This window comes from Streptomyces antioxidans, from assembly GCF_000968685.2.
Taxonomy (GTDB): domain Bacteria; phylum Actinomycetota; class Actinomycetes; order Streptomycetales; family Streptomycetaceae; genus Streptomyces; species Streptomyces antioxidans.
Window position 1 is genome coordinate 26,744 of record NZ_LAKD02000072.1, and the last position, 25,573, is coordinate 52,316.

Genomic DNA, 25,573 nt, shown 5'->3' on the forward strand with positions numbered 1-25,573 from the left:
TGACGAAGCGTCAGGCAGCGCCTCGTACCGACCACGAGGAGGCCCCGTATGCGTGCCCTCGCCGCCGCCGCGATCGGACTCGCCGCCGCCCTCGCCATCGTCCTCACGGTGACGGCCATCGGCGCGCCCAGCGGTGCGACCTCCCCGGAGCCCCTGCTCACCACCGTCCCCAAGCACCCCTAGAGGGAGGGACATCCGCCATGCGCCGCAGAGCAAGCCTGGTGCTGCTGGCCTTCGCCGTCTTCTTCGCCGCCCTCGCGCCGCTGCTGCGCTGGTACGCCTATCCCCGGCTGGCCAAGATCCCGCCCAGCGAGTACCAGACGGCGGTGCTGGAGGCCAGTCCCGCCACCCTGCTCGACTACGGCACCATGAAGCCCCGAACCGTCCCCAAGGTCAGCATCGTGCAGACCCTGCGCGGCAATGTGCCCGCCGCGAAGCGGGCCGGGAAGGCGACCGGGCGCGATGTCGTCGTCTGGGACGCCCTGTCGTACGTGGCCGGGCCCGACGGCAAGATGGTCTCCAAGATCCCCGAACGCTATGTCTTCGACGCCCACTCCCAGGACCCGGTGCACACGGGCGGCGAACACGTCGACGGGGACGCGGTGCGCCGCGACGGCATCGAGTACAAGTGGCCGTTCCTCACCGAAAAGCGCGACTACCGCTACTTCGATCCCCAGACCCGCACCTCCGCCCCCATCCACTACCGGGGCACCCGGAACTTCCGCGGTCTGGAGGTCTACTACTTCGAGCAGACCATTCCCTGGACCAAGGTGCCGCTGCCCAAGACCATGCCGGTCGACGGCGTCACCCCCGAGACCGTCCGCAAGGCGGGCACCACCCGCTGGTACAGCACCAAGCGGATGTTCTGGGTCGAGCCCACCACGGGTGCCCCGGTCAACGGGCAGGAGATCCACCGGGAGGAGCTGCGCGGCGGCACCCTGCTGGGCGACCGCGACCGGGTGACCGCCTTCTCCGGCCATGTGAAGATGCGCGAGGACTACATCCGGCACACGGTGGACCTGGTCACGTCCCAGCGCCAGCTGGTCCTGCTGCTCACGTCCTATCTGCCGTGGGGTTTCCTGGTCCTGGGGCTGGCCCTGCTCGCGCTCGCGTTGCTGCTGGAGGCGCGCGGGCGCGCGGTGCGCCCGCCGGCCGCCCCGGCGCAGCCGCCCGCGGTGTCGGCCGACCCCGTTGTCAGTGGCGGGCCGTAGCGTAGGACCATGCCAGTGAACAGCTGCGTACCCGGCCCCGAACTGATCGGCCACATCGCCGACTTGGCGCGCCTGGAATGGACCCCGGGCGCCACGGCGGCCGCCGCGAAGCGCTTCGGCTGGGTGCGTGACGGCTCGCGCACGTCCTCCTACGCCACCAACACCGGGCACCATGTCCTCCCGGAGTGGTTCGGCGGGCCCGAGGACGCGGACACCGAATGCATGATCCCGTTCTGTTACTACTACGAACCGGACGACTTCGACGCGGAGTTGCAGGCCGACGGGCTCAGCGGCAATGTCGACTGGCTCGCCGGGTACCACTCCGGCGCCCCCGGCTGGGTCTTCGACCGCGAGGCCGACCGCTCGGGCTTCGACGGCCGCTGGCGCGCCGCGGTGGACGCCTTCAGCGAGCGTCTGGGCGAGCCGGAGACCGTGGTGCGGGACGAGAAGGGCGACCACCCGTGGAATTACGCCGCATGGCGCTGCGGCGGCAATGCGGTGGTGGTCGGCCAGTGCGTCGACAGCGGCTCGTATATGACCTTCGAACAGGCGCTCATATGGATCGGGCCGCACGCCGTGGACGAGCCCTTCCCGACGGGGGAGCAGCTGGCGCTGAGGCTGGAGTGCTGAGCGGGTTGGCTTGGTGAGCAGGGCGGACCGGTGCGCGGGACGGGCATCGCGTCAACCTCCGTCCCGCGATTCGCTCGTGGTGGCCAAGCCGGTAGTGATCAGGGCGCGGGCGTGGCTAGCATGCCGCCCATGCCTGGCATCACGATTGAGTTCACCGAGCAGGAGCTGGCCGAGCTGCGTGCCGAGGCGAGGGAGAAGGGCGTCCCGATCAAGCGGCTGGCGCACGACATACTGACCGAGGACGTGGTGCGGCGGCGCCAGAGGCAGCGCTTCGTCGAGGGCGCCGTGAAGTTCGCCCTGGCCTACAAGGCCGAGTTCGAGCGGGAGTTCCCGCACGGCATGCGGTGATCCTGTACGTCGACGCCGGTTGGGTGCTGAACGTCCAGGTCGAGGTCTCCCCGGTGAACACCCCGGTCCGGGACTGGGGTGCGCTGCACTGCATGACCGAGCGCCACCGCTACGAGCGGTTCGCGGGCGAGCCCTACTACGAGGAGGCCGCCGCCCGCGCCGCGACCTTTCTGCACACCTCACTGATCCTCGAGCCGTTCTCCGACTACAACGCCACGATCGGCGTGGCCTGCGCGCAGATGTACATGGAGGAGTCCGGGGAGCCGATCGCGCCCCCGCCGGGTGCCATGGTCAAACTGGTCCGCGACATACGGGAGATCAGCGGCTTCCGCCTCAGCGAAACCGCCCGCCGCCTGCGCGCCTGGGCCGACTGACGCCGCGTGGCCCGCCGCGCCCCTGTGGTTCAACTGGGCCGCTCCTTGGGCGCACCGTTCAGCGGTGGGTGTTGGTGCGGCGGGTTGGCTCGGCCGTGGTCGGGTCCTCGGGCCAGGGGTGCTTGGGGTACCGGCCGCGGAGTTCGGCGCGGACCGAGCGGTAGCCGTCCTTCCAGAAGGACGCCAGATCGGCGGTGACCGCGGCCGGGCGCCCCGCCGGGGACAGCAGGTGGATCAGCAGCGGCACCCGGCCGCCCGCGATCCGGGGTGCCTCCGGCCAGCCGAACAGCTCCTGCAGCTTGACGGCCAGCACGGGCCGGTCCGCGCCGTAGTCCACCCGTACCCGCGATCCGCTCGGCACCTCGATCCGCTCCGGCGCCAGCTCCTCGAACCGCGCCGCCTCGCCCGTGGCCCACGGCATCAGCCGGGCCAGCGCCTGCCCGGCGTCCACCCGCCCCAGCTCGGCGCGCCCGCGGGCCCGCGCCAGCTCCGTCCCGAGCCAGTCATCCGCACGGTCCAGCAGCGCCTCGTCGGAGACATCCGGCCAGGCCCCGCCCAGCTCACGGTGGAGGAACGCCATCCGCTGCCGGACCGCCGTGGCCTGCGCCGACCAGCGCAGCAGCCCCGTGCCCTCGCGGCGCAGCCCGTCCAGCAGCGCCTGTCGCACCCGTTCCGGATCGGGGTCCGCCAGCGGCCGGGACACCAGCTCGATCGCGCCGAGCCGAGCCACCCGCCGGGCCAGGACGTCCCCGTCGGCCCAGCGCACCTCCGCACCCTCCGAGGCCAGCGCCGCGGCCGCCGCCCGGGCGGTGTCCTCGTCGGTCACCGCGGCGAGCCGCACCCGCGCCGACGCGGAGGCCACCGGCCGGTCCGCGACGGCGACCGCGAGCCACGGCGCCCCGCCCAGCCGCGAACCGCCGCCCAGCTCCGCACCCGTCCCGGCGGCCATGAGATACGCCCGCTCACCGCGCCGCCGCGCCACCCGCTCCGGAAACGCCAACGCGGCCAACAGCCCCGCCACGGCATCATCCCCACGCAAACCGTCGCCCCGGCGGGCGGGCCCGCCATCGCCGTCGTGCGGACCGTCTCCGCCGTGGATGGGGCCGCTGTTACCGTCGCGCGGACCGACTCCGCCGCGGGCCGAACCACTACTGCCACGCGCACGGTCACCACTGCCGTGCGCCGGGCCGTCCCCGTCACGCCCCGGGCGGTCGCCGCCTCGCAGGGGGCCGTCACTGGCCTGTGCGTCGCCCTGTCGGGGAGTCTCCGTCGTGGTCAGGGCGTGTTCGAGGCGGCGGGCCTCCTGGCGCCAGCGGGTGGCGTAGGGGTCGCTGCCGTGGCGGGCGGTGCGCCAGGCGGCGGCGAGGTCGTCGCCGTACTCCCTCGGGGGCTCCTCGCTCAGCAGGGCCACCACCTCGGCCGCCCGGCGCGCGCCGACCTCCTGCGCGCCGTCGATGAGCGCCCGCGCGAGGCGGGGGTGGAGGCCGAGGCGCGCCATCCGGGTGCCGCGCTCGGTGGCCCGCCCGGCGGCGTCCACGGCGCCGATCGCGGTAAGCGTCTCGCGCGCGGCCGCCATCGCCCCTGCGGGCGGCGGATCGAGCAGGGCCAGCCCCGAGGCGTCCGGATCGCCCCAGCACGCCGTCTGCAGGGCGAAGGCCGTAAGGTCCGCACCGGCGATCTCCGGGGACGGGAAACGCGGCAGCCGGGCGTCCTCAGCCTCCGGCCAGCAGCGGTAGACCACCCCGGGTGCCTCGCGCCCCGCGCGGCCCGTGCGCTGCCCGGCGGTGGCCCGTGACGCCCTTACGGTCGTCAGCGCGCTCAGCCCGCGTGCGTGGTCCATCCGGGGCTCACGCGCCAGCCCGCAGTCCACGACGATCCGCACGCCCGGCACGGTCAGGCTCGACTCGGCGACCGAGGTGGCCAGCACCACCCGCCGCCGTCCGCCGTCCGCGCCCGCGAGCACCGCCTCCTGGACGGCGGCGGGCGCCCGCCCGTGCACCTGAAGGACCTCCGCGCCGGCGAGCCCGCCCAGCTTCCCGGCCACCCGGGCGATCTCCCCGACGCCCGGCAGGAAGCACAGCACATCGCCCTCCCGCTCGCCCAGCGCCCGCCGCACCACGGCCGCGACATGGTCCAGCAGGGCGGGGTCCACCCGCATCCCGTGCGGCGGCCTTACGGGGCGCTCGGGCGGCGCCCACACCACCTCCACCGGATGGGAGACCCCCGGCGCGGAAACGACAGGAGCGGGCTCCCCGGGGCCGCCCCCGCCGTGCGTCCCGCCAGCCCCCACATGCCCGTCATCCCCGCCGTCGCCGAGCAGCCGTGCCCAGCCCTCCGCGTCCGTGGTCGCGGAGGCGGCGATCAGCCGCAGATCGGGGCGCAGGGCGGCCCGGACGTCCAGCAGGAAGGCGGCGGCCGTGTCCGCGTCCAGATGGCGCTCATGGCATTCGTCGAGCACGACGACATCGACACCGGCCAGCTCCTGATCACGTTGCAGCCGTTGCAGCAGCACACCGGTCGTGACCACTTCGACCAGAGTCCCGCGGCCAACCTGCCGCTCGCCGCGCACGGTGAAGCCGACCCTGCCGCCCGGCCGCTCGCCCAGCAGCCACGCCATCCGCCGCGCGGCGGCCCGTGCCGCGATCCGCCGCGGCTCGGCCACCAGCACCCGCCGCACCGGCCCGCCGTCCACCAGCCCGGCCAGCACCAGCGGCACCAGCGTCGTCTTACCGGTCCCCGGGGGCGCGCACAGCACGGCGACCCCGCGGTCGTCGAGCGCGCGCAGCAGTTCGGGCACCGCCTCGCGGACGGGAAGGCGGCCCAGTGCCTCGGCGCGCGCGTCCGTGGGAATGGTCAACCCCTCCGCCCCGATCCCGCTCAGTCCCGCTCGCACACGAAGATCGCCGTGCCCGGGATGAGGTTCCCCCGAAGCGGGGACCAGCCGCCCCATTCCTGGTGGTTCCACGCGGGCCACTCCGGCTCGATCAGGTCGACCAGCCGGAAGCCCCCGGCCACCACGTCCCGCACCCGGTCGCCCAGCGTCCGGTGGTGTTCCACATAGACGGCCCGGCCCGACCCGTCCTGCTCCACATAGGGCGTGCGGTCGAAGTAGGAGGCGGCGATGGACAGCCCCTCGGGGCCCGGTTCGTCGGGGAACGCCCAGCGGATCGGGTGCGTCACCGAGAAGACCCACCGTCCGCCCGGCCGCAGCACCCGGCGCACCTCGCGCATCACCCGCACCGGCTCGGCCACGAACGGCACCGCCCCGTACGCGGAGCACGCCAGGTCGAACGAGCCGTCCCGGAAGGGCAGGGCGGTGGCGTCGGCCTGCACCAGCGCGACCCCGGCCGCGTCGCCGCTCCGAGCTCCGGAGGCCCCGGGGACCGCCGCCTCCGCGTCGATCCGCCGCGCGTGCCGCAGCTGCCGGTGGGAGAGGTCGAGCGCCACCGGCCGCGCCCCCTGCGCGGCCAGCCAGCGGGCGCACTGCGCGGCGCCCGCGCCCACCTCCAGCACATCGCGCCCCTTGAGCGCCGCCGCCGGGCCAAGCAGCCCGGCCTCCGCCTCGTCCAGCCCCTCCGGGCCCCATATGAACCGGTCGTCGCCCAGGAAGGCGCCGTGCTCCTCCTGGTACTCATCCGCGTTGCGGTCCCACCAGCCCCGGTTGGCCCGGCTGCTCTCCGCCGTGTCGGCGATCCGGCGGGTGGCCGTCGGCTCGGCGGCCTCCCCAGGGGTGCTGGGCTCGTGTTCTTGGACCATCGCGCGCGTCGTCGTACTCTCTGTATCGACCTGTGGCTGCGGGGCACGGTGAGAACCGCGTCGCAGTACGGACCATGCAATTTGCCGGGTTCGGGGCGTTAATCCCCGCGTGTGCTCTTCGTGCATTGACCATGCCCGGCTGCCCCCGTATGCTACAAGTTGCGCTGCGGGCCTGTGCGCCTCGGACGGAGCAGGCCGCGCTCGCATCTGTTGTATGTCCCCTCGGTTGTCGAGGCGCTAGTGCTTTTCGATTCCTGACATCGGAAAGAATCGGCGTCTCCAAGGCTGTCCGGCTTCGGCGGTGCGATAAGGGTCCTCGGCGTAGCAGTACCTACGACTTCATGTCCGTACCGGAGCCCTTTTCCACATGACGAGCAGCACCGAGGCAACCCGCACCACCCCGCAGGTGGCGGTCAACGACATCGGTTCCGAGGAAGCCTTCCTCGCCGCGATCGACGAGACGATCAAGTACTTCAACGACGGCGACATCGTCGACGGCGTCATCGTGAAGGTCGACCGGGACGAGGTCCTGCTCGACATTGGTTACAAGACCGAAGGCGTCATCCCCTCTCGCGAACTGTCGATCAAGCACGACGTCGACCCCAACGAGGTCGTCGCCGTCGGCGACGAGATCGAGGCCCTTGTCCTCCAGAAGGAGGACAAGGAAGGCCGACTGATCCTCTCGAAGAAGCGCGCCCAGTACGAGCGCGCCTGGGGCACCATCGAGAAGATCAAGGAAGAGGACGGGATCGTCACCGGTACCGTCATCGAGGTCGTCAAGGGTGGTCTCATCCTCGACATCGGCCTCCGTGGCTTCCTCCCCGCCTCCCTGGTGGAGATGCGCCGCGTTCGCGACCTGCAGCCCTACGTGGGCAAGGAGCTCGAGGCGAAGATCATCGAGCTCGACAAGAACCGCAACAACGTGGTCCTGTCCCGCCGCGCCTGGCTGGAGCAGACCCAGAGCGAGGTCCGCCAGACCTTCCTCACCACCCTCCAGAAGGGCCAGGTGCGCTCCGGCGTCGTCTCCTCCATCGTCAACTTCGGCGCGTTCGTGGACCTGGGCGGCGTCGACGGTCTCGTCCACGTCTCGGAGCTGTCCTGGAAGCACATCGACCACCCCTCCGAGGTCGTCGAGGTCGGCCAGGAGGTCACGGTCGAGGTCCTGGACGTCGACATGGACCGCGAGCGCGTCTCCCTGTCGCTCAAGGCGACCCAGGAGGACCCGTGGCAGCAGTTCGCCCGGACCCACCAGATCGGTCAGGTCGTCCCGGGTAAGGTCACCAAGCTGGTGCCGTTCGGTGCGTTCGTCCGGGTGGACGAGGGCATCGAGGGCCTGGTCCACATCTCCGAGCTGGCCGAGCGCCACGTGGAGATCCCGGAGCAGGTCGTCCAGGTCAACGACGAGATCTTCGTCAAGGTCATCGACATCGACCTCGAGCGCCGCCGCATCAGCCTCTCGCTGAAGCAGGCCAACGAGTCCTTCGGTGCCGACCCGTCCGTGGTCGAGTTCGACCCGACCCTGTACGGCATGGCCGCGTCCTACGACGACCAGGGCAACTACATCTACCCCGAGGGCTTCGACCCCGAGGCCAACGACTGGCTCGAGGGCTACGAGAAGCAGCGCGAGGAGTGGGAGCGCCAGTACGCCGAGGCGCAGCAGCGCTTCGAGCAGCACCAGGCGCAGGTCATCAAGTCCCGCGAGGCCGACGAGCAGGCCGCTGCCGAGGCGGGTAGCGCCGCCCCGGCCCCGGGCGGGCAGGCGGCCGGCGGCGGTTCGTACTCCTCGGAGTCGACCGACAACTCCGGCGCCCTGGCCTCGGACGAGGCGCTGGCCGCGCTCCGCGAGAAGCTGGCCGGCGGCCAGAGCTGACCAGCCGCCGCTAGTCGGCACCAGCAGCTGCCACTAGCTGGCACCAGCTGAGCAGGTAAGGCCCGCTCCCCCTGGGGGGCGGGCCTTACGCATGCCCATGGCGCCGCACACTGACCGAAACGGAGTCAACGGTCACGCCCCGGGCGCCGTCGATCCTGATGCCCTCCTCGCCGCCGCGGACCGTGATCCCCCTGACGGTCCAGTACGAGGCGCCGTTCAGCCGCAGCCCGTAGCCCCCGCTCGCGGTGAGGACCGCCTTCGGGGAGCCGGTGAGGGTGATCCGCGAGCCGGAGGTGCCGGAGGCGGTGATCTCGAAGCCGCCGCGGTACCGGCCGTCGGCGAGCCGGATCGTATCGCCGGGCCGGGCCCCGGCAAGGGCCTTCCTGAGCCCGTCCGTGTCCTCGACGGAGATCGGGACGACGGAGGCGGCGCGGGCGGCGGGAGCCTCCCGCCCGGTCGTGCCCGACGCGATCAGCCCGCCGGTGGCGATCAGCCCGGCGGCGATGGCGATGAGGAGGGTGCGTAATCGGGTGGCGGTGCGGCCGGGGGAGTGCATACGAGGCTGCCTTCCTGTGCCGTGGCCGGAGGTGAACGCGCGAGGTTCTGACCAGTGAACGCCGGATGACATGGTGAACGGCTGACGGCTGGCGAAGATAGGCGTGCCGCATATGCGCGTCAACCCCGCGACGTGCGCCGACGTCGAGATCGGGCCGCTTCCGTCCACCCCCGTGGGGCGTGGGAAACCTCGCCCAAGTGGGCCCCTCGGAGACGGGGTTCGGGGCCGCCAGGACCTCGGAGGTCCCGCCCGGGGAATCATCGAAGACCCCACCCGGGGAATGCCCCCGCCCCCATTCGGTGTTCTTCGGTGCGAACACGAGGAGGAGCGGTCACAGTGCATGATCCGCAGGAGTTGTACGCATGGGAACCGAGCGGGCTGGCGGAGGTCGACGCGATAGCCTCGCGGGACTCGGCCGGGCTGGTGCTGCTGTACCACTTCGACGGCTATATCGACGCCGGCGAGACCGGGGACCAGATCGTGGAGCGGCTGCTCGACGGTCTGCCGCGCAAGGTGGTCGCGCGCTTCGACCATGACCGGCTGGTCGACTACCGGGCCCGTCGTCCCCTGCTGACCTTCCAGCGGGACCGGTGGACGGCGTACGAGACCCCGAAGATCGAGCTGCATCTGGTGCGCGACGCGACCGCGGCCCCGTTCCTGCTGCTCACCGGGCCCGAACCGGATGTGGAGTGGGAGCGGTTCGCGGCGGCCGTGCGGCAGATGGTCCAGCGGCTGGGCGTCAGGCTCGCGGTGAACTTCCACGGCATCCCGATGGGCGTGCCGCACACCCGGCCGGTCGGCATCACCCCGCACGGCAATCGCACCGATCTGATGCCCGGTCACCGGGGCTACTTCGACGAGGCCCAAGTGCCCGGCAGCGCGGAGTCCCTGATCGAGTACCGGCTGGCCGAGGCGGGCCGCGATGTGCTCGGCGTCGCCGTGCATGTGCCGCACTATCTGGCCCGGTCGGCCTACCCGGACGCGGCGCTCACCGCGCTGGAGGCCATTACCGCGGCCACCGGTCTGGTGCTGCCGGGGCCCACCCACGCCCTGCGCAACGACGCCCTCAGGACGCAGGAGGAGATCGAGCGGCAGATCGCGGAGGGCGATGAGGAGCTGGTCGCGCTCGTACGGGGCCTTGAGCACCAGTACGACGCGGTGGCCGGGGCCGAGAGCCGCGGAAATCTGGTCGCGGAGCCGACCGAGCTGCCCTCGGCGGATGAACTGGGCGCGGAGTTCGAACGGTTCCTCGCCGAGCGCGAGGGCGACGGCGGAGCCTGACCGACAGCCCCACCGACCCGCCGTATAGCGTGGGCCCCATGCTGAACCTGGGGCTCACGGGCGGAATCGGCGCGGGCAAGAGCGAGGTCTCACGGATCCTGACCTCATTGGGAGCGGTACTGATCGACTCGGATCGGATCGCTCGCGAGGTGGTCGAGCCGGGCACGCCGGGACTGGCCGCCGTGGTCGCCGAGTTCGGGTCCGAGGTGCTGACCGCCGACGGCCGTCTGGACCGGCCCAGGCTGGGCGGGATCGTCTTCAACGACCCGGAGCGGCTGAGCGCGCTGAACGCGATCATCCACCCGCTGGTCCGGGACCGCTCCGCCGAACTCCAGACGGCGGCCGCGCCCGACGCCGTGGTCGTCCATGACGTCCCCCTCCTGGCCGAGAACGAGCTGGCGCCGCTCTATGACCTGGTCATGGTCGTGGACGCCACGCCCGAGACCCAGCTGGACCGGCTGGTGCGGCTGCGCGGCATGGCCGAGGACGAGGCGCGGGCCCGGATGGCGGCACAGGCCACCCGCGCGGAGCGGCTGGCGATCGCCGATGTCGTGATCGACAACAATGGCCCGATCGAGGCGCTGGAGCCGCAGGTCAGAAGGGCCTGGGCGGATCTGGCCCGGCGAGCGGCCACGGCGGAGGGCTGAGCGGTCGAGCCGGGGCGGGGCGGAGGCGTACGGAGCGCCCGGGGCTGAGCCGGGCGGGGGAGCGGCGAGCCGGGGCGGGGCGGGGCGCGTGCGGCGGCTCGTGGCGGGGAATGCGCCGTGCGGGGTGATTGTTGTGCACCCCGTAGCGAACGATCATCCGTATCGGTTCATCCCATCCCCCACCTCATCCGACGCCTCACCACGGAGTACGTACCCGGGGAAGGAAACGGCTGTGCCCGAGCCCACGCCCGAGACCCACGTCATCGACTTCCGCGCCGCTGAGCAGCTGCTGGCCGCCCGAGATCCACGGGGCGCCGTGAAGCTGCTCGACTCGGTCATCAGCGCCCACCCCGAGAACACGGCTGCCCGGCTGCTCCGGGCCCGTGCCTTCTTCGGCGCGGCCCAGCTGCGCTCGGCTGAGCTGGAGTTCCAGCTCGTCCTGGAGCGCGAGCCGGACAACGCCTTCGCTCACTTCGCCCTGGCCCGCACCCTGGAGCGGGCCAACCGCCCGTCCGAGGCCACCCGCCACTTCCGGCTGGCCGCGGCGCTCGATCCGCGCCCGGACTTCGTCGAGGCGGCCCGGTTCGAGGAGAAGGGGGGCCGGAGCGGATAGCCGGGGCGCGGGCCTGGCCCCCGGTCAGCGCCAGAGCGCGAAGCCGCCGAGGACCACCGCGCCCAGCAGCACCACCCCGCCGAGCCCGAGCGCCACTCCGCGCTGACGGGCGATGTCGTAAGGGTCGTGCGGAGGGGCCTCCGGGCCCCGCCGCACCTCCCGCCGCCCGTATGGCTCTCCGGTCCCGGAGAGCATCAGCCCGAGCGCACAGAGCGCGATGCCGATCGCCAGCACCCCCATGACGGCCCCCTGTCGCGGCAGGTACTCAGCTGGTACTGGGCAGTATCCCCCGGAACGGGGTGCTCCCCGCCGTCGATATCCCGCCACCGCCGGAGGCCGTGCCCGCCTTACGGTGCCGTGCCCGCCTTACGGTGCCCACGCTTCAGCGGCGAGACGCCGACGCCGCCTTACGGAGCCCGTCGCCGCCCGCGGCCCCGGCCGCGCTCGGCCATCGGTGCGTACGGCGGCACATCCCGGCCCGGCTGATAGTGCGGCCCCTGCCGGATGTGCCGGATGACCAGGACGAGGTCGATCAGCGTGATGACGGCGAGCGCCCCGCACGCCGCCGCCCAGCCCGGGCGTCCCACCACCGCGAAGGCCACCGCGCCGCCGAGCGTCCAGAGCAGCCCCCATGCGGCCAGCCCCAGCCGCATCCGCAGCGGACTGCGCGCGTGTACCGGTTCATCGCCCGTTCGGATCAGCCGCATCGGCATGGCACCGCATCTCCCGTTTTCGGCCGCTTCCTTCCGCTTTCTGCCCTCTCGAATCTACCGCCGGGGGGCGCCCACCGACAGCTGAGATCATGTCGTATGCATCCACCCGGGACGGCAGGGAACCAGGACGATGAGGAGCTGCCAGTGATCCGCCAGTCATGGGACGAAACCGCCGCCAAGCGGGCCCGCATCCGCGGTTGCCTGCTGGGCGGGGCGATCGGTGACGCCCTCGGCAATCCCATCGAGTTCCTGTCCCTGCGGTCGATCCGCGAGACCCATGGCGCCACCGGCGTCACCACCCTCGTCCCGGACGGCAGCGGAGTCGTGGGCCGGGTCACCGATGACACCCAGATGACCCTCTTCACGGCCGAGGGCCTGATACGGGCCCACGCCAGAAGCTCGTCCAAGGGCCTCGGGGGAATTGAGACCGCCGTTGTCCGCCATGCCTATCTGCGCTGGCTGGACACCCAGAACCACCCCGGTCCGCCGCCCGCGGAGGGCACCGGGGACCTGGTCCGCTCCGGCTGGCTGCGCACCCAGCCCTGGCTGTACGCCCGCCGCGCCCCCGGCAACGCCTGCCTCTCCGGCCTCACCGCGAAGCACGTCCCCGCCCCGCGCGCGCCCCTCGACGGCACCCCCGGCCCGGTGAACACCGGCTCCAAGGGCTGCGGCACCGTGATGCGCTCGGCGCCGTTCGGCCTCACCGGGCTCGCCCCCCGTGACTGCTTCGAACTCGCCGCCCGCTGCGCCCAGATCACCCACGGCCATCCGACGGGCTACAACGCGGCCGGCGCCCTGGCCGCCATGATCGCGTGCCTGCTCGACGGCGAGTCCCTAGAAGGCGCGACCCTGCGCACCCTGGAGCTCCTGGCCCGCTACCCCGGCCACGAGGAGACCACCGCCGTCCTCCGCAAGGCGGTCGACCTGGCGGCCGAGGGCGAGCCGACGCCCGAGAAGGCAGAATCGCTCGGCGGCGGCTGGGTCGCCGAGGAGGCCCTGGCCATCGCGGTGTACAGCGCCCTGGCCCGCACCCCCGCCCAGCAGATCCTGTACGGTCCGGGCGGTGAGATCAGCTACGATCCGACGCCCCCGCGCACCCCCGTCCAGGCGGCCCTGCTGCTCTCCGTCAACCACTCGGGCGACAGCGATTCGACGGGCTCGATCTGCGGCAACATCCTCGGTGCCCACCACGGCGACCTCCGCCTTCCGCCGTCCTGGCTGGCCCTGACCGAGGGCCGCGGCACGATCGCCGAACTCGCCGATGACTTCGCCGCCGAGTTCCACCGCTCGGTAGAGCTGTACGAGCCCTACGACGACGTGGTCTTCCCCCGCGACCGCTACCCGCTCAACTGACCGCCCCCTTAAGGCCCCGGGGGGGCTCAGACCGCTCCGGAGCCATCCGTACGGCCGCGCCGTACCCGGCGCCGCAGCTTGTGGAGGAAGCGGAAGCGCTCGCGCTTCTCGCGGGTGCTGCGGTCGAGCTCTTCCATGAGCCGCTTGGAGCGGGCCTCCATGTCGAGTTCGTCGAGGATGCGGTCGATCTCCGCCAGCAGGGCACCGTGCAGCTGCCACTGGCGGGGGTGCTCCTGGACGCGGCGCAGCAGGAGGTCGGCGCCGCGGTCGCGGCTGGCGTGGGCCTTGACCAACTCGCTGGAGAGCCGGGATTCGGCCTCTTCGGCGTTGGCGCTGACCTGGGTGGTGACCAGGATCGCGAAGCTCTCGACGGCGGCGGCGAGATGGGCGAAGAGGTCCTTAAGGGCGTCGGCCACGTCCGGGGGGAAGAGGGGTTCGTCCGTCCGCGCCCTGGCGAGGTCGGTCAGGGTGCGGGTCATGACGCGCAGGATGACGGTGCAGATCTCCAGCGTGTCCAGGCCGGTACGGAGCACCACGCGGTAGAGCAGGCCCTCCTTGACGCGGGGGTTGAGCCGCACGCTGTCCTCCGCCTGCCGGAGGGCGGCGTCGACCTGGGAGATGTCGTGGTCGAGGAGGCGGGCCTCGTAGAGCCGGGCGGCGGCGCGGTCGACGCCCACCTGGCCGCCCAGCTCCTCGCCGATGTGCAGCAGCAGCTGACGCATCCGGCGGGCCAGGTCCTCGATGGACTTCCCGGCCGTCTGGACCCACACCGGAGGGGCGAGGAAGAAGTTGAAGGCCATGCCGACACCGGCCCCGATGAGGGTTTCCAGCACCCGGTCCCAGGCGTAAGTGGTCACCTGCGCCACACCGAGGACCAGCATGGCGCTGATCGCCACCTCCTGGACCCAGTCGCCCACGCGCGTGAGGTAGCCGGCGGTCTGGGCGGCGAGGATGATCAGACACAGGCTCCACCAGGTCAGCCCCACCAGCACGCTGAAGGCCACGGCGATCAGGACGCCCACGACCACGGCCTCGACCCTGCGGAGGCTTCTGGTGAGGGTCGCGTAGAGGGTGACCTGGACGACCAGGAGGGCGGTCAGCGGGGCGGTGAGCGGGGCGGGTTCCTTGCTGAGCTCGAGGGCGACGACATAGGCGATGGTCGCGGCCGCCGTGGAGCGCACGGTCTGCACCACGACCGGGTCATGGCGCCGTTTGACGACCTCCGCCAGTGGGTCGAGAACATCGGGCACGTACATGCCCTTTCCACGTCGAGGGGGCCGCCATGTCATCGGGCTTCGCGGACGGGTTAACGTGTCCGGCGTGATCAGCCCATTCAACGGAACGCAGGGGACGGGGGACGGCGCGGCGCTTCCCGGGAGCACCGGCCCGGCCGCCACCGTCGAGGCCCATCCGCGCCAGGTCGGGCGGGTACGGACGCAGTACGCACCCGATCCGGACGGGGACCCGGACCCCGGCGAGATCGTCTGGACATGGGTGCCGTACGAGGAGAACGACGGTCGCGGCAAGGACCGGCCGGTGCTGGTGGTCGCGCGGGAGCGGGCCGGGACGCTGCTCGCCGTGCAGCTGTCCAGCAAGCGGCACGACGGCGACCGTGAGTGGGTGCCGATCGGCTCCGGGCCGTGGGACCGGGCCGGGCGGGAGTCATGGGTCGATGTGGACCGGGTGCTGCGGCTGCACCCGGACGGGATGCGGCGCGAGGCCTGCGCCCTCGACCGGCCGCGCTTCGACCTGGTCGTGCTGCGGCTGCGGCAGCGGTACGGCTGGAGCTGAGCGCGGCCCGGCGGGGCCACGGCCGGTGCTGAGGGAACGTCTGGGGGCGCGTCTCAGCCGTCGGCCAGCGCCAGCAGCTTGGTGACCGTGTTCCAGTTGCGGGCGGTGGCCCGCACTCCGAGCCGGGCGTTGGTGACCTTCGCGGCCAGCTTGGAGCGGCCGATCCCGTCCGGGCAGTGCAGGAAGATCTCGCGGCCGATGAGGCGGAACGCATCGGGGGCGTGGGCGGCCTGATCGAGTGCGTCCAGCGCGGCCGGGTCCGCGGGCACGTCCGTGAGGAAGACCACGTGCAGGCTCTTGGGCTCGGCCACGGCCTCCGGATAGGGGTTGGCCCCGATCGCCGCGGCCAGCTCGTCGCGGGTACGGACCATGACCTCCACGGGAAAGCCGAGACCGGCGGCGAAGTGGTCCTCGAGAGTGCGGGCCGTCTGCTCGGGCGGGGTGCCGGGGTCGGCGAAGACGATATTGCCGGTCTGGAGGTGGACGGTGACGTCCTCGAAGCCCAGCTCGGCCATCAGCTCACGCTGCCGAGCCATGGGGAACTTCCTGTTCCCGCCCACATTGATGCCGCGGAGCAGCGCTATCTGAGAGGCCATGGCCGGAGGGTACCTCTCCGGGGCACCAGCGGCCTGGGGCCCTGGAGCCCGGAGCCCCAGATCCCCCGTGGCCCCCGGGCCCCGGCATGATGGGGGCGTGCGGCTCGAAGCGATCACCTGGGAACGGCTGACCGACGAGACCGCCGACCGCATCGCCGGGCTGACGGCGGCGGACGGCGGCCCCTGGCTGAGGGTGGCCGTCGACGGGGCTCCGGCGGCCCCCACGGGCGAGCTGGCGCGGGATCTGGCGGAGGCGCTGCGCGTCCTCGGCCGGCCGGCACTGGTGGTCGCGGCGGCGGGGTTCTGGCGGCCCGCCTCGCTGCGCTACGAGTACGGGAAGCGGGACCCCGACGCGTACTACGACCGCTGGCTCGACACCGGCGCCCTGTGGCGCGAGGTCTTCGATCCGCTGGAACCGGGTCCCGGCGGCACCGGGCGGGTGCTGCCCGACCTGTGGGATCCGGAGACCGACCGGGCCACGCGCAGCCCGTACGCCGAACTTCCGCCGGGCGGGGTGCTGTTGCTGCACGGCGCGCTGCTGCTGGGGCACTGGTTCCCGTTCGACCTCTCGGTGCATCTGCGGCTGTCCCCGGCCGCCCTCGCCCGCCGCACCGACGAGGGCGACCGCTGGACCCTGCCCGCCTTCGCGCGCTACGAGGACGAGGTGGGGCCCGGGGAGGCGGCGGATGTGGTGGTGCGGATGGACGACCCCCGGCATCCGGCCTGGCACCGCCCGGAACCGTAGCCGGATGCGTTTCGCGGCGGTGCGCACAAACGATTCAGAAGAACGCCTCAGAAGAACGCCTCAGAAGAGCGGCCGCGGAAGGACGCCTTCCAGCGCCAGCAGGTGGCGCTTGGTCTCCAGCCCGCCACCGAAGCCGCCGATGCCCCCGCCGCTCTCCACCACTCGATGGCACGGCACCACGACCGGCAGTGGATTGCTCCCCATGGCCACGCCGACGGCGCGGGCCGCGCCCGGCTCGCCCACCCGGTCGGCGAGGTTCTGATACCCGACGACCGTGCCGTAGGGCACGTGCGCGGCCAGCTCGCGCAGCACCCGGCGGTTGAAGCCGGTGATCAGGGACCAGTCCAGGGAGAGGGTGAACGCCTTGGTGCCCCCCGCGAAATAGCTCTCCAACTGCCGTATCGCCTCGGCGAGATGCCCGGCACTGCGAGGTGTGGACGGGGCGGACGGGGCGGGCGGGGCGGCCTCGGTACCGCTGGCCCCGGGCGGCGCGGCGGTGGGCTCTGCGCCGAGGCGGCGTGTCAGCCTGGCGACGGCCTCCGCCGCCGCCTTCTCCTCCGCGTGGAAGACCACCTGGGCCAGCCCCTCGTCGGTGGCCGCGAGCAGCAGCGGGCCGATGGGTGTGGCCAGGACCGCCCAGGTCCAGGCGCGCGCCTCCCGCCCCTCCGGGCGCTCCGGCTGTTCCGTCCGCTCCCGCGGGTCCGGCTGTGTCTGCCGCTCTGCGATCGTCACGCCTTCAGCGTAGAACCCCCCACTGACAGCGCCCCTCCACGGCGCCCCATACCCCCCACTGACAGCGCCCCGCCGGTCGGCCGACGGGGCGCCCGGTCAGGGGCGGCCGTGGATCACGAGGCGTCGTCGAGGGCGTCCCGGACCACATCGGGCTTGTTGGTGATGATGCCGTCCACGCCCATGCCCGCGACCGAGACCGCCGTCGGGCCGTCGTTGACGGTCCAGGTGTAGACCTCCAGCGGCTTGCCGTGCGCCCCGTCCACCGACCGCACCGCGGCCACATAGCTGGCGTCGATGGTCGGGTAGCTGGGGTTGATCTGGTCGGAGAACTCGGCGTACTCCGGCAGGTCGGCGACGGCCGGGGTGCCCAGGAAACCCGTCTTGACGTCCGGCCGCAGCCGGTGGACCGTCCGTACGGATTCGGCGTTGAAGCTCTGGACGATCAGCCGCCGCTTGTGCCGGTGGTCAAGCCAGCCCTCTCTGCGCAGCTCCCGCAGTGTCTGGCGTTCGATCCCCGGATAGAGCTCGGGAGCCTTGAGCTCCAGCAGGAGCTTTTGGTGGTTGTCCGAAACCCGGTCCATGTACTCCTCCAGGGTGGGCACCGTCTCGCCCTGGAAGTCGGGGCCGAACCAGCTTCCGGCGTCCAGCTTCTCGATCTCGTCGAGGGTGAAGTCGGAGATCTTCCAGGGCGCGCGGTCCGGGAAGACCTGCTCCACATCGGTGGTCCGGTTCAGCGTGGTGTCGTGCATGACGATCAGCTCGCCGTCCCTGGTGCGCTGGATGTCGTTCTCCACCCAGTCGATGCCCAGGTCGTCGGCGGCGTCGACGGCGGCCAGGGTGTTCTCGGGGGCGTACCCGGAGGCGCCGCGATGGGCCACGGTGACCGGGTGGTGGTGGTGGTGGTGGTGCGTCGTCCGGCCGGTGGCCTGGGCCGTGGCCGTGGGGAGGAAGAGCGCGGACATCCCGATGAGCGCGCCGGTTAACGCGGCGGCCGGGCGGATCTGCATACGGACTCCTCGCGTCGTCTGGTTCTCGTCCGACTCATGGACGGGCAGAGGGTCCCAGATGCGCGGCAGTGGAGGATAGATACCGGATGGGCTGAAAATTCGTGCCACGGGCGACATCATGCGCATGATCGCCCGAATCCGTCCGGAAGGCCGGGGCCGGGGTGGCGCGGACGAGCGCTCCGCCGTTGTCAGTGGCGAGTCGTACCGTTGGTCTCATGCGGCCCGTAACTCAGCTCGAACGCAAGGTGGCGCCCTTCGAGGTCGTCAGCCCCTATCAGCCCAGCGGTGACCAGCCCACCGCCATCGCCGACCTCGACCGGCGCGTCCGCGCGGGGGAGAGGGATGTCGTCCTGCTCGGTGCGACCGGCACCGGCAAGTCCGCGACCACCGCATGGATGATCGAGAAACTGCAGCGGCCCACGCTGGTCATGGCTCCGAACAAGACGCTGGCGGCCCAGCTGGCCAACGAGTTCCGCGAGCTGCTGCCGAACAACGCGGTCGAGTACTTCGTCTCGTACTACGACTACTACCAGCCGGAGGCGTACGTCCCGCAGTCGGACACCTACATCGAGAAGGACTCCTCGATCAACGAGGAGGTGGAGCGGCTGCGCCACTCGGCGACGAACTCGCTGCTCACCCGGCGTGACGTGGTCGTGGTGGCCTCCGTCTCCTGCATCTACGGCCTCGGTACGCCGCAGGAGTACGTGGACCGTATGGTGCAGCTCAAGGTCGGCGACGAGATCGACCGCGATCAGCTGCTGCGTCGCTTTGTCGATATCCAGTACAGCCGCAATGACATGGCGTTCACCCGGGGCACCTTCCGGGTCCGCGGCGACACCATCGAGATCTTCCCGGTCTACGAGGAGCTCGCGGTCCGCATCGAGATGTTCGGCGACGAGATCGAGGCGCTCTCCACGCTCCATCCGCTCACCGGCGAAGTGATCAGTGACGACCAGGAGCTGTATGTGTTCCCGGCCACCCACTATGTGGCCGGGCCCGAGCGCATGGAGAAGGCCATCGCCGGGATCGAGGCCGAGCTGGAGCAGACCCTGGCCCGGATGGAGAAGCAGGGCAAGCTGCTGGAGGCCCAGCGGCTGCGGATGCGCACCACCTACGACATCGAGATGATGCGGCAGATCGGCACCTGCTCCGGCATCGAGAACTACTCGCTGCACATCGACGGCCGTGAGACCGGCTCCCCGCCGCACACCCTGCTGGACTACTTCCCGGAGGACTTCCTCCTGGTCATCGACGAGTCGCATGTCACGGTGCCGCAGATCGGCGCGATGTACGAGGGCGACGCCTCCCGGAAGCGGACCCTGATCGAGCACGGCTTCCGGCTGCCCTCCGCGCTGGACAACCGCCCGCTGAAGTGGGAGGAGTTCCTGGAGCGCGTCGGCCAGACGGTCTATCTCTCCGCCACCCCGGGGACCTACGAGATGTCCCGCGGTGACGGCTTCGTGGAGCAGATCATCCGCCCCACCGGGCTGGTCGACCCGGAGGTCGTCGTCAAGCCGACCGAGGGCCAGATCGACGATCTCATCCATGAGATCCGCACCCGCACCGAGAAGGACGAGCGGGTCCTGGTCACCACCCTCACCAAGAAGATGGCCGAAGACCTCACCGACTACATGCTCGAGCTGGGCATCCAGGTGCGCTATCTGCACAGCGACGTGGACACCCTGCGCCGGGTCGAGCTGCTGCGCGAGCTGCGCGCCGGTGAGTTCGATGTGCTGGTGGGCATCAACCTGCTGCGGGAGGGCCTTGACCTTCCCGAGGTCTCGCTGGTCGCCATCCTGGACGCCGACAAGGAGGGCTTCCTGCGCTCGGGCACCTCGCTGATCCAGACCATCGGCCGTGCCGCCCGTAACGTCTCGGGCCAGGTGCATATGTACGCCGACAAGGTCACCCCGGCGATGGCGAAGGCCATCGACGAGACCAACCGCCGCCGCGAGAAGCAGATCGCGTTCAACACGGCCAACAAGATCGATCCGCAGCCGCTGCGCAAGAAGATCAACGACATCGTGGCCCAGATCGCCCGCGAGGACGTGGACACGGAGGAGCTGCTGGGCACCGGCTACCGCAAGGGCAAGGAGGGCCGGGGCGGGAAGGCGGCCGAGCCGGCGGCCGGCGGCAAGGCGGCCAAGGGCGGCAAGGCCAAGGCGGCCAAGGGCAAGGCCAAGGAGGCGGTGCTGACCGACCGGCCCGCGGCCGAGCTCGCCGAGCAGATCGAGGAGCTGACCGACCGCATGCGGGCCGCCGCGGCGGAGCTTCAGTTCGAGGTGGCGGCTCGACTGCGCGACGAGGTATCGGAGTTGAAGAGGGAGCTGCGGCAGATGAGGGAGGCCGGAGTCTCCTGATCACCGGGCGCCCCGGGTTCCCACCGGGGCGCCCGTTGGGTTCCCTGTGTTGCAAGACCGACACAAAAGTCCGCTCGTCCGGCCGGAGCCCCGGCGGTAGTGCATAGGGTTTTCGGAAGGGCCGTGCGTACGGCGCGGTCATGGCCGCACACCCGCGGCGGCCACGGGGAATCGAGAGATGAGAGTAGGGACAGCGCGTGACGGTCAACATGTCCAAGGGACAGGCCATCAGCCTGCAGAAGGCTGACGGGGGCACTCTGACCGCGGTGCGGATGGGGCTGGGCTGGCAGGCGGCGCCCCGCCGCGGGCTGTTCGGCTCCCGTACGCGGGAGATCGACCTCGACGCGTCGGCCGTCCTCTTCGCGGACAAGCAGCCGACCGACGTCGTCTTCTTCCGCCACCTGGTCAGCGACGACGGCTCGGTCCGCCACACCGGTGACAACCTCGTGGGCGGCGCCGGACAGGGCGGCGACGACGAGTCCATCCTGGTCGACCTCCAGCGGGTGCCCGTTCACATCGACCAGATCGTCTTCACGGTGAACTCCTTCACCGGCCAGACCTTCGCCGAGGTGCAGAACGCGTTCTGCCGGCTGGTGGACGAGACCAACGGCCAGGAGCTCGCCCGCTACACCCTCACCGGCGGCGGGCAGTACACCGCCCAGATCATGGCCACGGTGCAGCGCGCGGGCGGCGCCTGGCAGATGAAGGCGGTCGGCGAGCCGGCCAACGGCCGCACCTTCCAGGACCTGATGCCGCACATCCTGCCGCATCTGTAAAGCCGCATCCGTAAGGGCGTACCGCCGGGATCACGGCGCACCGCCCAGATGAGCGCGTCGGCCCGGTTGAGCAGAGCTCGCCGGGCCGACGCGCTCACCGCACCACCGCACCACCACCCATATGTACGGCACACAGCGGAATACAACGAGGGGACGCAGCCATGACGGCCGAGCTGGTCCGAGGGCAGAACCACCCGCTGCCCCAGACCCGTTTGGAGATCCGGATCTCTGCGGGCAATCCGATCGTGTCCGGGGCGACACTCGGCGATGAGCGGGGCACGGTGCACGGCGACGAATGGGTCGCGCATCCAGCCTCGCCCCAACTGGCCGGGCTGGAAGTGCCCAAACAGGCGGCGGCCGCCCACCGGCTCGCCGTGGACCTCGACGCGGTGCCCGAGCACATCCACCGGGTCACCGTGCTGCTCGCACTGCCGACCGGCGTCGGTGGCCCGGCCCGGTTCGGCGCCATGGCCGCGCCGTTCATCGCCGTCACCGGCCTCGACGGCACCGAGATCGCCAGCTACACCATCACCGACCTGGACTCGGAGTCCGCGGTGGCGGCCCTGGAGCTCTACCGCAGGCAGGGCGCCTGGAAGGTGCGCGCCATCGGCCAGGGGTACGCGGGCGGGCTGGCCGCCATGCTGCAGGACCAGGGGCTGGAGCAGGGCGCCGGCCTCGCGGCGCGGATCAACGAGGCGGTGGCCCGCGGCATGGCCCGCTCGGTCGCCCAGCCCCCGCCCCGCCAGGAGGGCGACGGCCGGGTGCGTACGGCCGCCCCGGACGGCGGCACCGACCTGGCCCCCACGCAGCCGCAGAACCCGTCGCAGCAGCCATCGGGCACGCCCGCCGCCGGAGGGTCCATCGACTACCAGCACCCGGGCCGCCGTACGGCAGCGCCGCCCACGCCCCCGCCCGCGGCGCCGCCCGCCGCGCCCGGAGAGCCCGCCCGGCCGGTCGCGGGCGACGCCTCCGGCTGGTCCATGGACGAGCGGCTCTACAACCAGGTCTGGGGGATGTTCGAGGACCTGGCCCGGACGGCCGCGGCCTATCGCAGCGCCGTGGACTTCGCCGAGTCCCGTATGGAGCAGGAGCTGGACCGGGTGCTCTCCGACCCGCGCACCCGGGTGGGCCCGGCCGCCGACTCCGCCCGGGCCGAGGCGCGGGCCAAGCACACCGACCTGGTCGAGCAGGCCCGGACCGCCCTCGACCGCGATCTGGAGCAGCTCATCGCCGAGGCCGAGGTGGTGGAGCCCGCGCTGCCGTACGCCTTCGCCCGCTGGGACAGCCCGGTGTGGCAGGCGTACCAGGTGCCGATGGAGGTTCCGATGGCCCTGCGCCTGGGCGATCTCCACCTTCCGGAGCGCGCCGATCTGCACATCCCCATGCTGGTGCGGCTGCCGCTGGAGCGGGGGCTGTGGATCGACGCCGGCCGCTCGGGCTCGTTCGACGAACCGGCCGACTCCGGTGAGCTGCGCAGGCTGGCGGCGGACACGGCGGTGGCGATCGCGGCGCGGATGCTGGCCGTCTATCCGGCGGGGGAGTTCGCGGTGCGGGTGATCGACCCGGCGGGTTCGGCCGCGGGCTCGCTGGCGCCGCTGGTGGGGGCCGGGGTGCTGGCCGAGCCGCCGGCGGCCGGGGCCCAGGGGGTCTCGGCGGTGCTCGCCGCGCTGACCCAGCGTGTCGACCTGGTGCAGATGGCGATCCGCAGCGGGGCCACGGACGCGCTGCCGCCGGACCTGGACACCGCCGAGCAGCTGCTGATCGTCCATGACTTCCCGCACGGCTTCGACGACCGGGCCGTCACCCAGCTGCGCTATCTGGCGGACGAGGGGCCCTCGGTGGGCGTGCATCTGATGATGGTCGCCGACCGTGAGGACGCGCGGGCCTACGGTCCGGTGCTGGACCCGCTGTGGCGGTCGCTGCTGCGGCTCACCCCGGTGGCCGACGACCACCTCGCCGACCCCTGGGTGGGCCATGCGTGGACGTACGAGCCGCCGACGGTGCCGACGGGCAGCGGGGTGCTGGGCCAGGTGCTGGGGGAGGCGGGGAGGGCCGCCCAGGCCCTGAAGGCCGCACGGGCGCGCGAGTCCTATGGCAGCTGACCGGCCCCATGGCGGCTGACCAGGTCTGATCGCTCTGACCAGGTCTTTTGTCTTTCTCTTTACTCTCTCATGGGGATTCCTGTACTCTCTTTACGCGGAGGGGAGTACTCCCTAGCGGTGTTCCCGCCACCACGGATTCCGTCCGGTACCAGGAGGCCGGATGGAATCCCGGGACACCGGTCCACGGCGCGGTCCATGGGCGGAAGAGACCTCCGGCAGCGACGACGCTGAGACTGCCGTACGGATGCCGGAGGACCCGTGGACGTTTCCGTGACCATGTGGGGGCTGACGATCATCGGCCTCTGCGCCCTGATCGCCGTCGACTTCTTCATCGGCGGCCGCAAGCCGCATGAGGTCTCCATCAAGGAGGCCGGGATCTGGACCGGCGTCTGGGTCGCCCTCGCCGGGCTCTTCGGGCTCGGGCTGCTGTTCTTCGCGGGCGGCCAGCCCTCCGGCGAGTTCTTCGCGGGCTTCATCACCGAGAAGTCGCTGAGCGTCGACAACCTCTTCGTCTTCGTCCTGATCATGGCGAAGTTCGCCGTGCCGACGATCTACCAGCAGCGCGTGCTGATGGTGGGCGTGCTCATCGCCCTGGTGCTGCGCGCGGTCTTCATCGCCGCCGGCGCCGCGATGGTCTCGACCTTCGCCTGGGTCTTCTACATCTTCGGCGCCTTCCTCATCTGGACGGCCTGGAAGCTCATCCAGGAGGCGCGGGCCGATGAGGAGGAAGCGGAGTTCGAGGAGAACCGGCTGCTCAAGGCGGTCGAGAAGCGGTTCCCTTCCACCGACCAGTACCACGGCACCAAGCTGTTCATCGTGGAGAACGGCAAGCGGCTGATGACCCCGATGCTGATCGTCATGCTGGCGATCGGCACCACCGACATCCTCTTCGCGCTGGACTCGATTCCCGCGATCTTCGGCCTCACCCAGGATCCGTACATCGTCTTCACTGCCAACGCCTTCGCGCTGATGGGCCTGCGCCAGCTGTACTTCCTGATCGGCGGCCTCCTCAAGAGGCTGGTCCACCTCTCGTACGGGCTGTCGATCATCCTCGGCTTCATCGGCGTCAAGCTGGTGCTGCACGCGCTGCACGAGTCCGGGGTGGATGTCCCGGAGATCAGCATCCCGGTCTCGCTCGGCGTCATCTGCGCGGTGCTCGCCGTCACCACGGCCACCAGTCTGTACGCCTCGAAGAAGCAGGCCCTGGCGGAGGCGGGAAGCGGGGAGGACCGGGCCCGGGACAAGGGCGGCGTCGACATCTGACGGCGCCCGAGAGCGCCCGGCGGCCGTACGGCGCCGGGCGCTGGACAGCTACCAGCCGCGCTCGCGCCACTCCCCGAGGTGCGGGCGCTCGGCGCCGAGGGTGGTGTCGTCGCCGTGGCCGGGGTAGACCCAGGTCTCGTCGGAGAGCTGGTCGAAGAGCTTGGTCTCGACGTCGTTGATCAGGCTCTCGAACGCCTTGGGATCCTTACGGGTGTTACCGACCCCGCCAGGGAACAGGCAGTCGCCGGTGAACGCGTGCGGATGACCGTGCGGGTCGTCATAGATCAGGGCGATGCTGCCCGGGGTGTGGCCGACCAGATGGCGCGCGGTCAGCTCGACCCGGCCGACCCGCAGCGTGTCGCCGTCCTCGACCAGCACATCGGTCCGCGCCGGGATGCCCTCCGCGTCGTAGCGGCCCGCGTAGGTGCGGGCGCCGGTGGCCTCCATCACCTCGCGCAGCGCGCCCCAGTGGTCGGGGTGGCGGTGGGTGGTGACCACGGACGCGATCCCGCTCTCGCCGATGAGGGAGAGCAGGGTGTGCGGCTCCGCGGCGGCGTCGATCAGCAGCTGCTCGTCGGTGGCGCGGCAGCGCAGCAGATAGGCGTTGTTGGCCATGGGGCCCACCGCGACCTTCGAGATCATGAGATCGGGCAGTTCATGTACATCGGCCGGTCCGCCGACCGTCACCACTCCGCTGTAGGTCATGGCCTCAAGCCTAGTGCGGAGGCGCTGTGGGTGGCTGTGGCGGGGGAATATCCGGTGTCCGGTGAAGCTTGTACGGATGTGTGCGGTGAGCCGGTGTCGGCGACCCCGGTCCGTACTACACGATCGGGTGAAGTCGGCTCCCAC

Annotated in this window: 26 protein-coding genes; 16 read left to right on the top strand and 10 right to left on the bottom strand. The window is 71.7% G+C overall.

Going from position 1 to position 25,573, the window contains the following annotated elements; genetic code table 11:
• The first annotated feature begins 48 nt into the window (after positions 1 to 48).
• The 5 genes from VT50_RS38615 to VT50_RS25175 all read left to right on the top strand — a co-directional run bounded on the left by VT50_RS38615 (position 49) and on the right by VT50_RS25175 (position 2,563).
• Positions 49 to 183 carry an SPW_0924 family protein gene (locus tag VT50_RS38615; protein ID WP_107424884.1) on the top strand — a complete coding sequence of 45 codons (135 nt, stop codon included), beginning with the start codon at positions 49 to 51 and terminating at the stop codon, positions 181 to 183.
• A gap of 17 nt (positions 184 to 200) precedes the next feature.
• Positions 201 to 1,211: a cell envelope lipid trafficking protein PgfA gene (gene pgfA / locus VT50_RS25160; RefSeq protein WP_046085640.1), complete on the top strand. Its 1,011-nt coding sequence runs from the start codon at positions 201 to 203 to the stop codon at positions 1,209 to 1,211.
• 9 nt (positions 1,212 to 1,220) lie between these two features.
• Complete coding sequence (locus VT50_RS25165; protein WP_046085641.1) at positions 1,221 to 1,841, top strand: hypothetical protein; 621 nt, start codon at positions 1,221 to 1,223, stop codon at positions 1,839 to 1,841.
• A 129-nt stretch (positions 1,842 to 1,970) separates the two neighbouring features.
• On the top strand, positions 1,971 to 2,189 hold the full coding sequence (locus tag VT50_RS25170; RefSeq protein ID WP_046085642.1) for a hypothetical protein: 219 nt from the start codon (positions 1,971 to 1,973) through the stop codon (positions 2,187 to 2,189).
• Positions 2,186 to 2,563: a hypothetical protein gene (locus VT50_RS25175; protein ID WP_046085643.1), complete on the top strand. Its 378-nt coding sequence runs from the start codon at positions 2,186 to 2,188 to the stop codon at positions 2,561 to 2,563. The genes VT50_RS25170 and VT50_RS25175 overlap by 4 nt, the downstream gene beginning before the upstream one ends.
• A 58-nt stretch (positions 2,564 to 2,621) precedes the next feature.
• Here VT50_RS25175 and VT50_RS25180 read toward each other — a convergent pair whose 3' ends face one another.
• Complete coding sequence (locus VT50_RS25180; RefSeq protein ID WP_046085644.1) at positions 2,622 to 5,420, bottom strand: ATP-dependent RNA helicase; 2,799 nt, start codon at positions 5,418 to 5,420, stop codon at positions 2,622 to 2,624.
• A 20-nt stretch (positions 5,421 to 5,440) separates the two neighbouring features.
• Entirely contained in the window at positions 5,441 to 6,319 is an 879-nt protein-coding gene (locus tag VT50_RS25185; protein ID WP_046085645.1) for a class I SAM-dependent methyltransferase, read from the bottom strand.
• Positions 6,320 to 6,686: 367 nt separating this feature from the next.
• Here VT50_RS25185 and rpsA point away from each other — a divergent pair, with 367 nt between their 5' ends.
• Complete coding sequence (rpsA, locus tag VT50_RS25190; protein ID WP_046085646.1) at positions 6,687 to 8,189, top strand: 30S ribosomal protein S1; 1,503 nt, start codon at positions 6,687 to 6,689, stop codon at positions 8,187 to 8,189.
• 85 nt (positions 8,190 to 8,274) lie between these two features.
• On the opposite strand, the gene VT50_RS25195 is transcribed toward rpsA, so the two are convergent.
• Positions 8,275 to 8,745 carry a right-handed parallel beta-helix repeat-containing protein gene (locus VT50_RS25195; protein WP_046085647.1) on the bottom strand — a complete coding sequence of 157 codons (471 nt, stop codon included), beginning with the start codon at positions 8,743 to 8,745 and terminating at the stop codon, positions 8,275 to 8,277.
• Between the two features lie 336 nt (positions 8,746 to 9,081).
• On the opposite strand from VT50_RS25195, the gene VT50_RS25200 reads away from it, so the two are divergent.
• The 3 genes from VT50_RS25200 (at position 9,082) to VT50_RS25210 (ending at position 11,286) form a co-directional block, all read left to right on the top strand.
• On the top strand, positions 9,082 to 10,026 hold the full coding sequence (locus VT50_RS25200) for a PAC2 family protein (protein ID WP_046085648.1): 945 nt from the start codon (positions 9,082 to 9,084) through the stop codon (positions 10,024 to 10,026).
• Positions 10,027 to 10,064: 38 nt separating this feature from the next.
• Positions 10,065 to 10,673 (top strand): dephospho-CoA kinase, encoded by a 609-nt coding sequence (coaE, locus tag VT50_RS25205; protein ID WP_046085727.1) that lies wholly within the window; start codon positions 10,065 to 10,067, stop codon positions 10,671 to 10,673.
• Positions 10,674 to 10,905: 232 nt separating this feature from the next.
• A complete protein-coding gene (locus tag VT50_RS25210; protein ID WP_046085649.1) occupies positions 10,906 to 11,286 on the top strand; it encodes a tetratricopeptide repeat protein in 381 nt (126 codons plus the stop codon).
• 24 nt (positions 11,287 to 11,310) lie between these two features.
• On the opposite strand, the gene VT50_RS25215 is transcribed toward VT50_RS25210, so the two are convergent.
• Together VT50_RS25215 and VT50_RS25220 are read right to left on the bottom strand one after the other, a co-directional pair.
• The gene (locus tag VT50_RS25215; protein WP_046085650.1) at positions 11,311 to 11,526 is read right to left on the bottom strand and encodes a hypothetical protein; all 216 of its coding nucleotides are present in this window, start codon (positions 11,524 to 11,526) and stop codon (positions 11,311 to 11,313) included.
• A 167-nt stretch (positions 11,527 to 11,693) separates the two neighbouring features.
• A complete protein-coding gene (locus VT50_RS25220) occupies positions 11,694 to 11,999 on the bottom strand; it encodes a DUF6343 family protein (RefSeq protein WP_046085651.1) in 306 nt (101 codons plus the stop codon).
• 144 nt (positions 12,000 to 12,143) lie between these two features.
• Between VT50_RS25220 and VT50_RS25225 the strand changes: the two genes are divergently transcribed.
• Positions 12,144 to 13,352, top strand: coding sequence for an ADP-ribosylglycohydrolase family protein (locus VT50_RS25225; RefSeq protein ID WP_107424885.1), 1,209 nt, complete (start codon positions 12,144 to 12,146; stop codon positions 13,350 to 13,352).
• Positions 13,353 to 13,378: 26 nt separating this feature from the next.
• On the opposite strand, the gene VT50_RS25230 is transcribed toward VT50_RS25225, so the two are convergent.
• The gene (locus VT50_RS25230; RefSeq protein ID WP_046085653.1) at positions 13,379 to 14,608 is read right to left on the bottom strand and encodes an FUSC family protein; all 1,230 of its coding nucleotides are present in this window, start codon (positions 14,606 to 14,608) and stop codon (positions 13,379 to 13,381) included.
• A 64-nt stretch (positions 14,609 to 14,672) separates the two neighbouring features.
• Between VT50_RS25230 and VT50_RS25235 the strand changes: the two genes are divergently transcribed.
• Complete coding sequence (locus VT50_RS25235) at positions 14,673 to 15,143, top strand: type II toxin-antitoxin system PemK/MazF family toxin (RefSeq protein WP_240529306.1); 471 nt, start codon at positions 14,673 to 14,675, stop codon at positions 15,141 to 15,143.
• A 53-nt stretch (positions 15,144 to 15,196) separates the two neighbouring features.
• Here VT50_RS25235 and VT50_RS25240 read toward each other — a convergent pair whose 3' ends face one another.
• On the bottom strand, positions 15,197 to 15,739 hold the full coding sequence (locus VT50_RS25240; RefSeq protein ID WP_046085654.1) for a DUF1697 domain-containing protein: 543 nt from the start codon (positions 15,737 to 15,739) through the stop codon (positions 15,197 to 15,199).
• Between the two features lie 97 nt (positions 15,740 to 15,836).
• Here VT50_RS25240 and VT50_RS25245 point away from each other — a divergent pair, with 97 nt between their 5' ends.
• The gene (locus tag VT50_RS25245; protein ID WP_046085655.1) at positions 15,837 to 16,484 is read left to right on the top strand and encodes a nucleoside/nucleotide kinase family protein; all 648 of its coding nucleotides are present in this window, start codon (positions 15,837 to 15,839) and stop codon (positions 16,482 to 16,484) included.
• Between the two features lie 60 nt (positions 16,485 to 16,544).
• Here VT50_RS25245 and VT50_RS25250 read toward each other — a convergent pair whose 3' ends face one another.
• Both VT50_RS25250 and VT50_RS25255 read right to left on the bottom strand, forming a co-directional pair.
• Positions 16,545 to 17,216 (bottom strand): methylated-DNA--[protein]-cysteine S-methyltransferase, encoded by a 672-nt coding sequence (locus tag VT50_RS25250; RefSeq protein WP_078840663.1) that lies wholly within the window; start codon positions 17,214 to 17,216, stop codon positions 16,545 to 16,547.
• A 113-nt stretch (positions 17,217 to 17,329) separates the two neighbouring features.
• Complete coding sequence (locus VT50_RS25255) at positions 17,330 to 18,223, bottom strand: glycerophosphodiester phosphodiesterase (protein ID WP_046085656.1); 894 nt, start codon at positions 18,221 to 18,223, stop codon at positions 17,330 to 17,332.
• A gap of 215 nt (positions 18,224 to 18,438) precedes the next feature.
• Here VT50_RS25255 and uvrB point away from each other — a divergent pair, with 215 nt between their 5' ends.
• The 4 genes from uvrB to VT50_RS25275 all read left to right on the top strand — a co-directional run bounded on the left by uvrB (position 18,439) and on the right by VT50_RS25275 (position 24,724).
• Complete coding sequence (gene uvrB / locus VT50_RS25260) at positions 18,439 to 20,583, top strand: excinuclease ABC subunit UvrB (protein ID WP_046085657.1); 2,145 nt, start codon at positions 18,439 to 18,441, stop codon at positions 20,581 to 20,583.
• Between the two features lie 197 nt (positions 20,584 to 20,780).
• Entirely contained in the window at positions 20,781 to 21,359 is a 579-nt protein-coding gene (locus tag VT50_RS25265; RefSeq protein ID WP_046085658.1) for a TerD family protein, read from the top strand.
• Between the two features lie 161 nt (positions 21,360 to 21,520).
• Positions 21,521 to 23,461, top strand: coding sequence for a TerD family protein (locus VT50_RS25270; protein ID WP_046085659.1), 1,941 nt, complete (start codon positions 21,521 to 21,523; stop codon positions 23,459 to 23,461).
• A gap of 258 nt (positions 23,462 to 23,719) precedes the next feature.
• Complete coding sequence (locus VT50_RS25275) at positions 23,720 to 24,724, top strand: TerC family protein (RefSeq protein WP_046085660.1); 1,005 nt, start codon at positions 23,720 to 23,722, stop codon at positions 24,722 to 24,724.
• Between the two features lie 48 nt (positions 24,725 to 24,772).
• On the opposite strand, the gene VT50_RS25280 is transcribed toward VT50_RS25275, so the two are convergent.
• Positions 24,773 to 25,429, bottom strand: coding sequence for an MBL fold metallo-hydrolase (locus VT50_RS25280; protein WP_046085661.1), 657 nt, complete (start codon positions 25,427 to 25,429; stop codon positions 24,773 to 24,775).
• Positions 25,430 to 25,573 lie beyond the last annotated feature (144 nt).

Excerpts from the sequence above, each read along its gene's own strand:
- coaE (WP_046085727.1), top strand. The coding sequence starts at position 10,065 with ATGCTGAACCTGGGGCTCACGGGCGGAATCGGCGCGGGCAAGAGCGAG.
- VT50_RS25230 (WP_046085653.1), bottom strand. The coding sequence starts at position 14,608 with ATGTACGTGCCCGATGTTCTCGACCCACTGGCGGAGGTCGTCAAACGG.
- VT50_RS25220 (WP_046085651.1), bottom strand. The coding sequence starts at position 11,999 with ATGCCGATGCGGCTGATCCGAACGGGCGATGAACCGGTACACGCGCGC.
- VT50_RS25255 (WP_046085656.1), bottom strand. The coding sequence starts at position 18,223 with ATGCAGATCCGCCCGGCCGCCGCGTTAACCGGCGCGCTCATCGGGATG.
- VT50_RS25165 (WP_046085641.1), top strand. The coding sequence starts at position 1,221 with ATGCCAGTGAACAGCTGCGTACCCGGCCCCGAACTGATCGGCCACATC.
- VT50_RS25215 (WP_046085650.1), bottom strand. The coding sequence starts at position 11,526 with ATGGGGGTGCTGGCGATCGGCATCGCGCTCTGTGCGCTCGGGCTGATG.
- pgfA (WP_046085640.1), top strand. The coding sequence starts at position 201 with ATGCGCCGCAGAGCAAGCCTGGTGCTGCTGGCCTTCGCCGTCTTCTTC.
- VT50_RS25170 (WP_046085642.1), top strand. The coding sequence starts at position 1,971 with ATGCCTGGCATCACGATTGAGTTCACCGAGCAGGAGCTGGCCGAGCTG.
- VT50_RS25240 (WP_046085654.1), bottom strand. The coding sequence starts at position 15,739 with ATGGCCTCTCAGATAGCGCTGCTCCGCGGCATCAATGTGGGCGGGAAC.
- VT50_RS25270 (WP_046085659.1), top strand. The coding sequence starts at position 21,521 with ATGACGGCCGAGCTGGTCCGAGGGCAGAACCACCCGCTGCCCCAGACC.
- VT50_RS25185 (WP_046085645.1), bottom strand. The coding sequence starts at position 6,319 with ATGGTCCAAGAACACGAGCCCAGCACCCCTGGGGAGGCCGCCGAGCCG.
- VT50_RS38615 (WP_107424884.1), top strand. The coding sequence starts at position 49 with ATGCGTGCCCTCGCCGCCGCCGCGATCGGACTCGCCGCCGCCCTCGCC.
- VT50_RS25195 (WP_046085647.1), bottom strand. The coding sequence starts at position 8,745 with ATGCACTCCCCCGGCCGCACCGCCACCCGATTACGCACCCTCCTCATC.
- VT50_RS25280 (WP_046085661.1), bottom strand. The coding sequence starts at position 25,429 with ATGACCTACAGCGGAGTGGTGACGGTCGGCGGACCGGCCGATGTACAT.
- rpsA (WP_046085646.1), top strand. The coding sequence starts at position 6,687 with ATGACGAGCAGCACCGAGGCAACCCGCACCACCCCGCAGGTGGCGGTC.
- uvrB (WP_046085657.1), top strand. The coding sequence starts at position 18,439 with ATGCGGCCCGTAACTCAGCTCGAACGCAAGGTGGCGCCCTTCGAGGTC.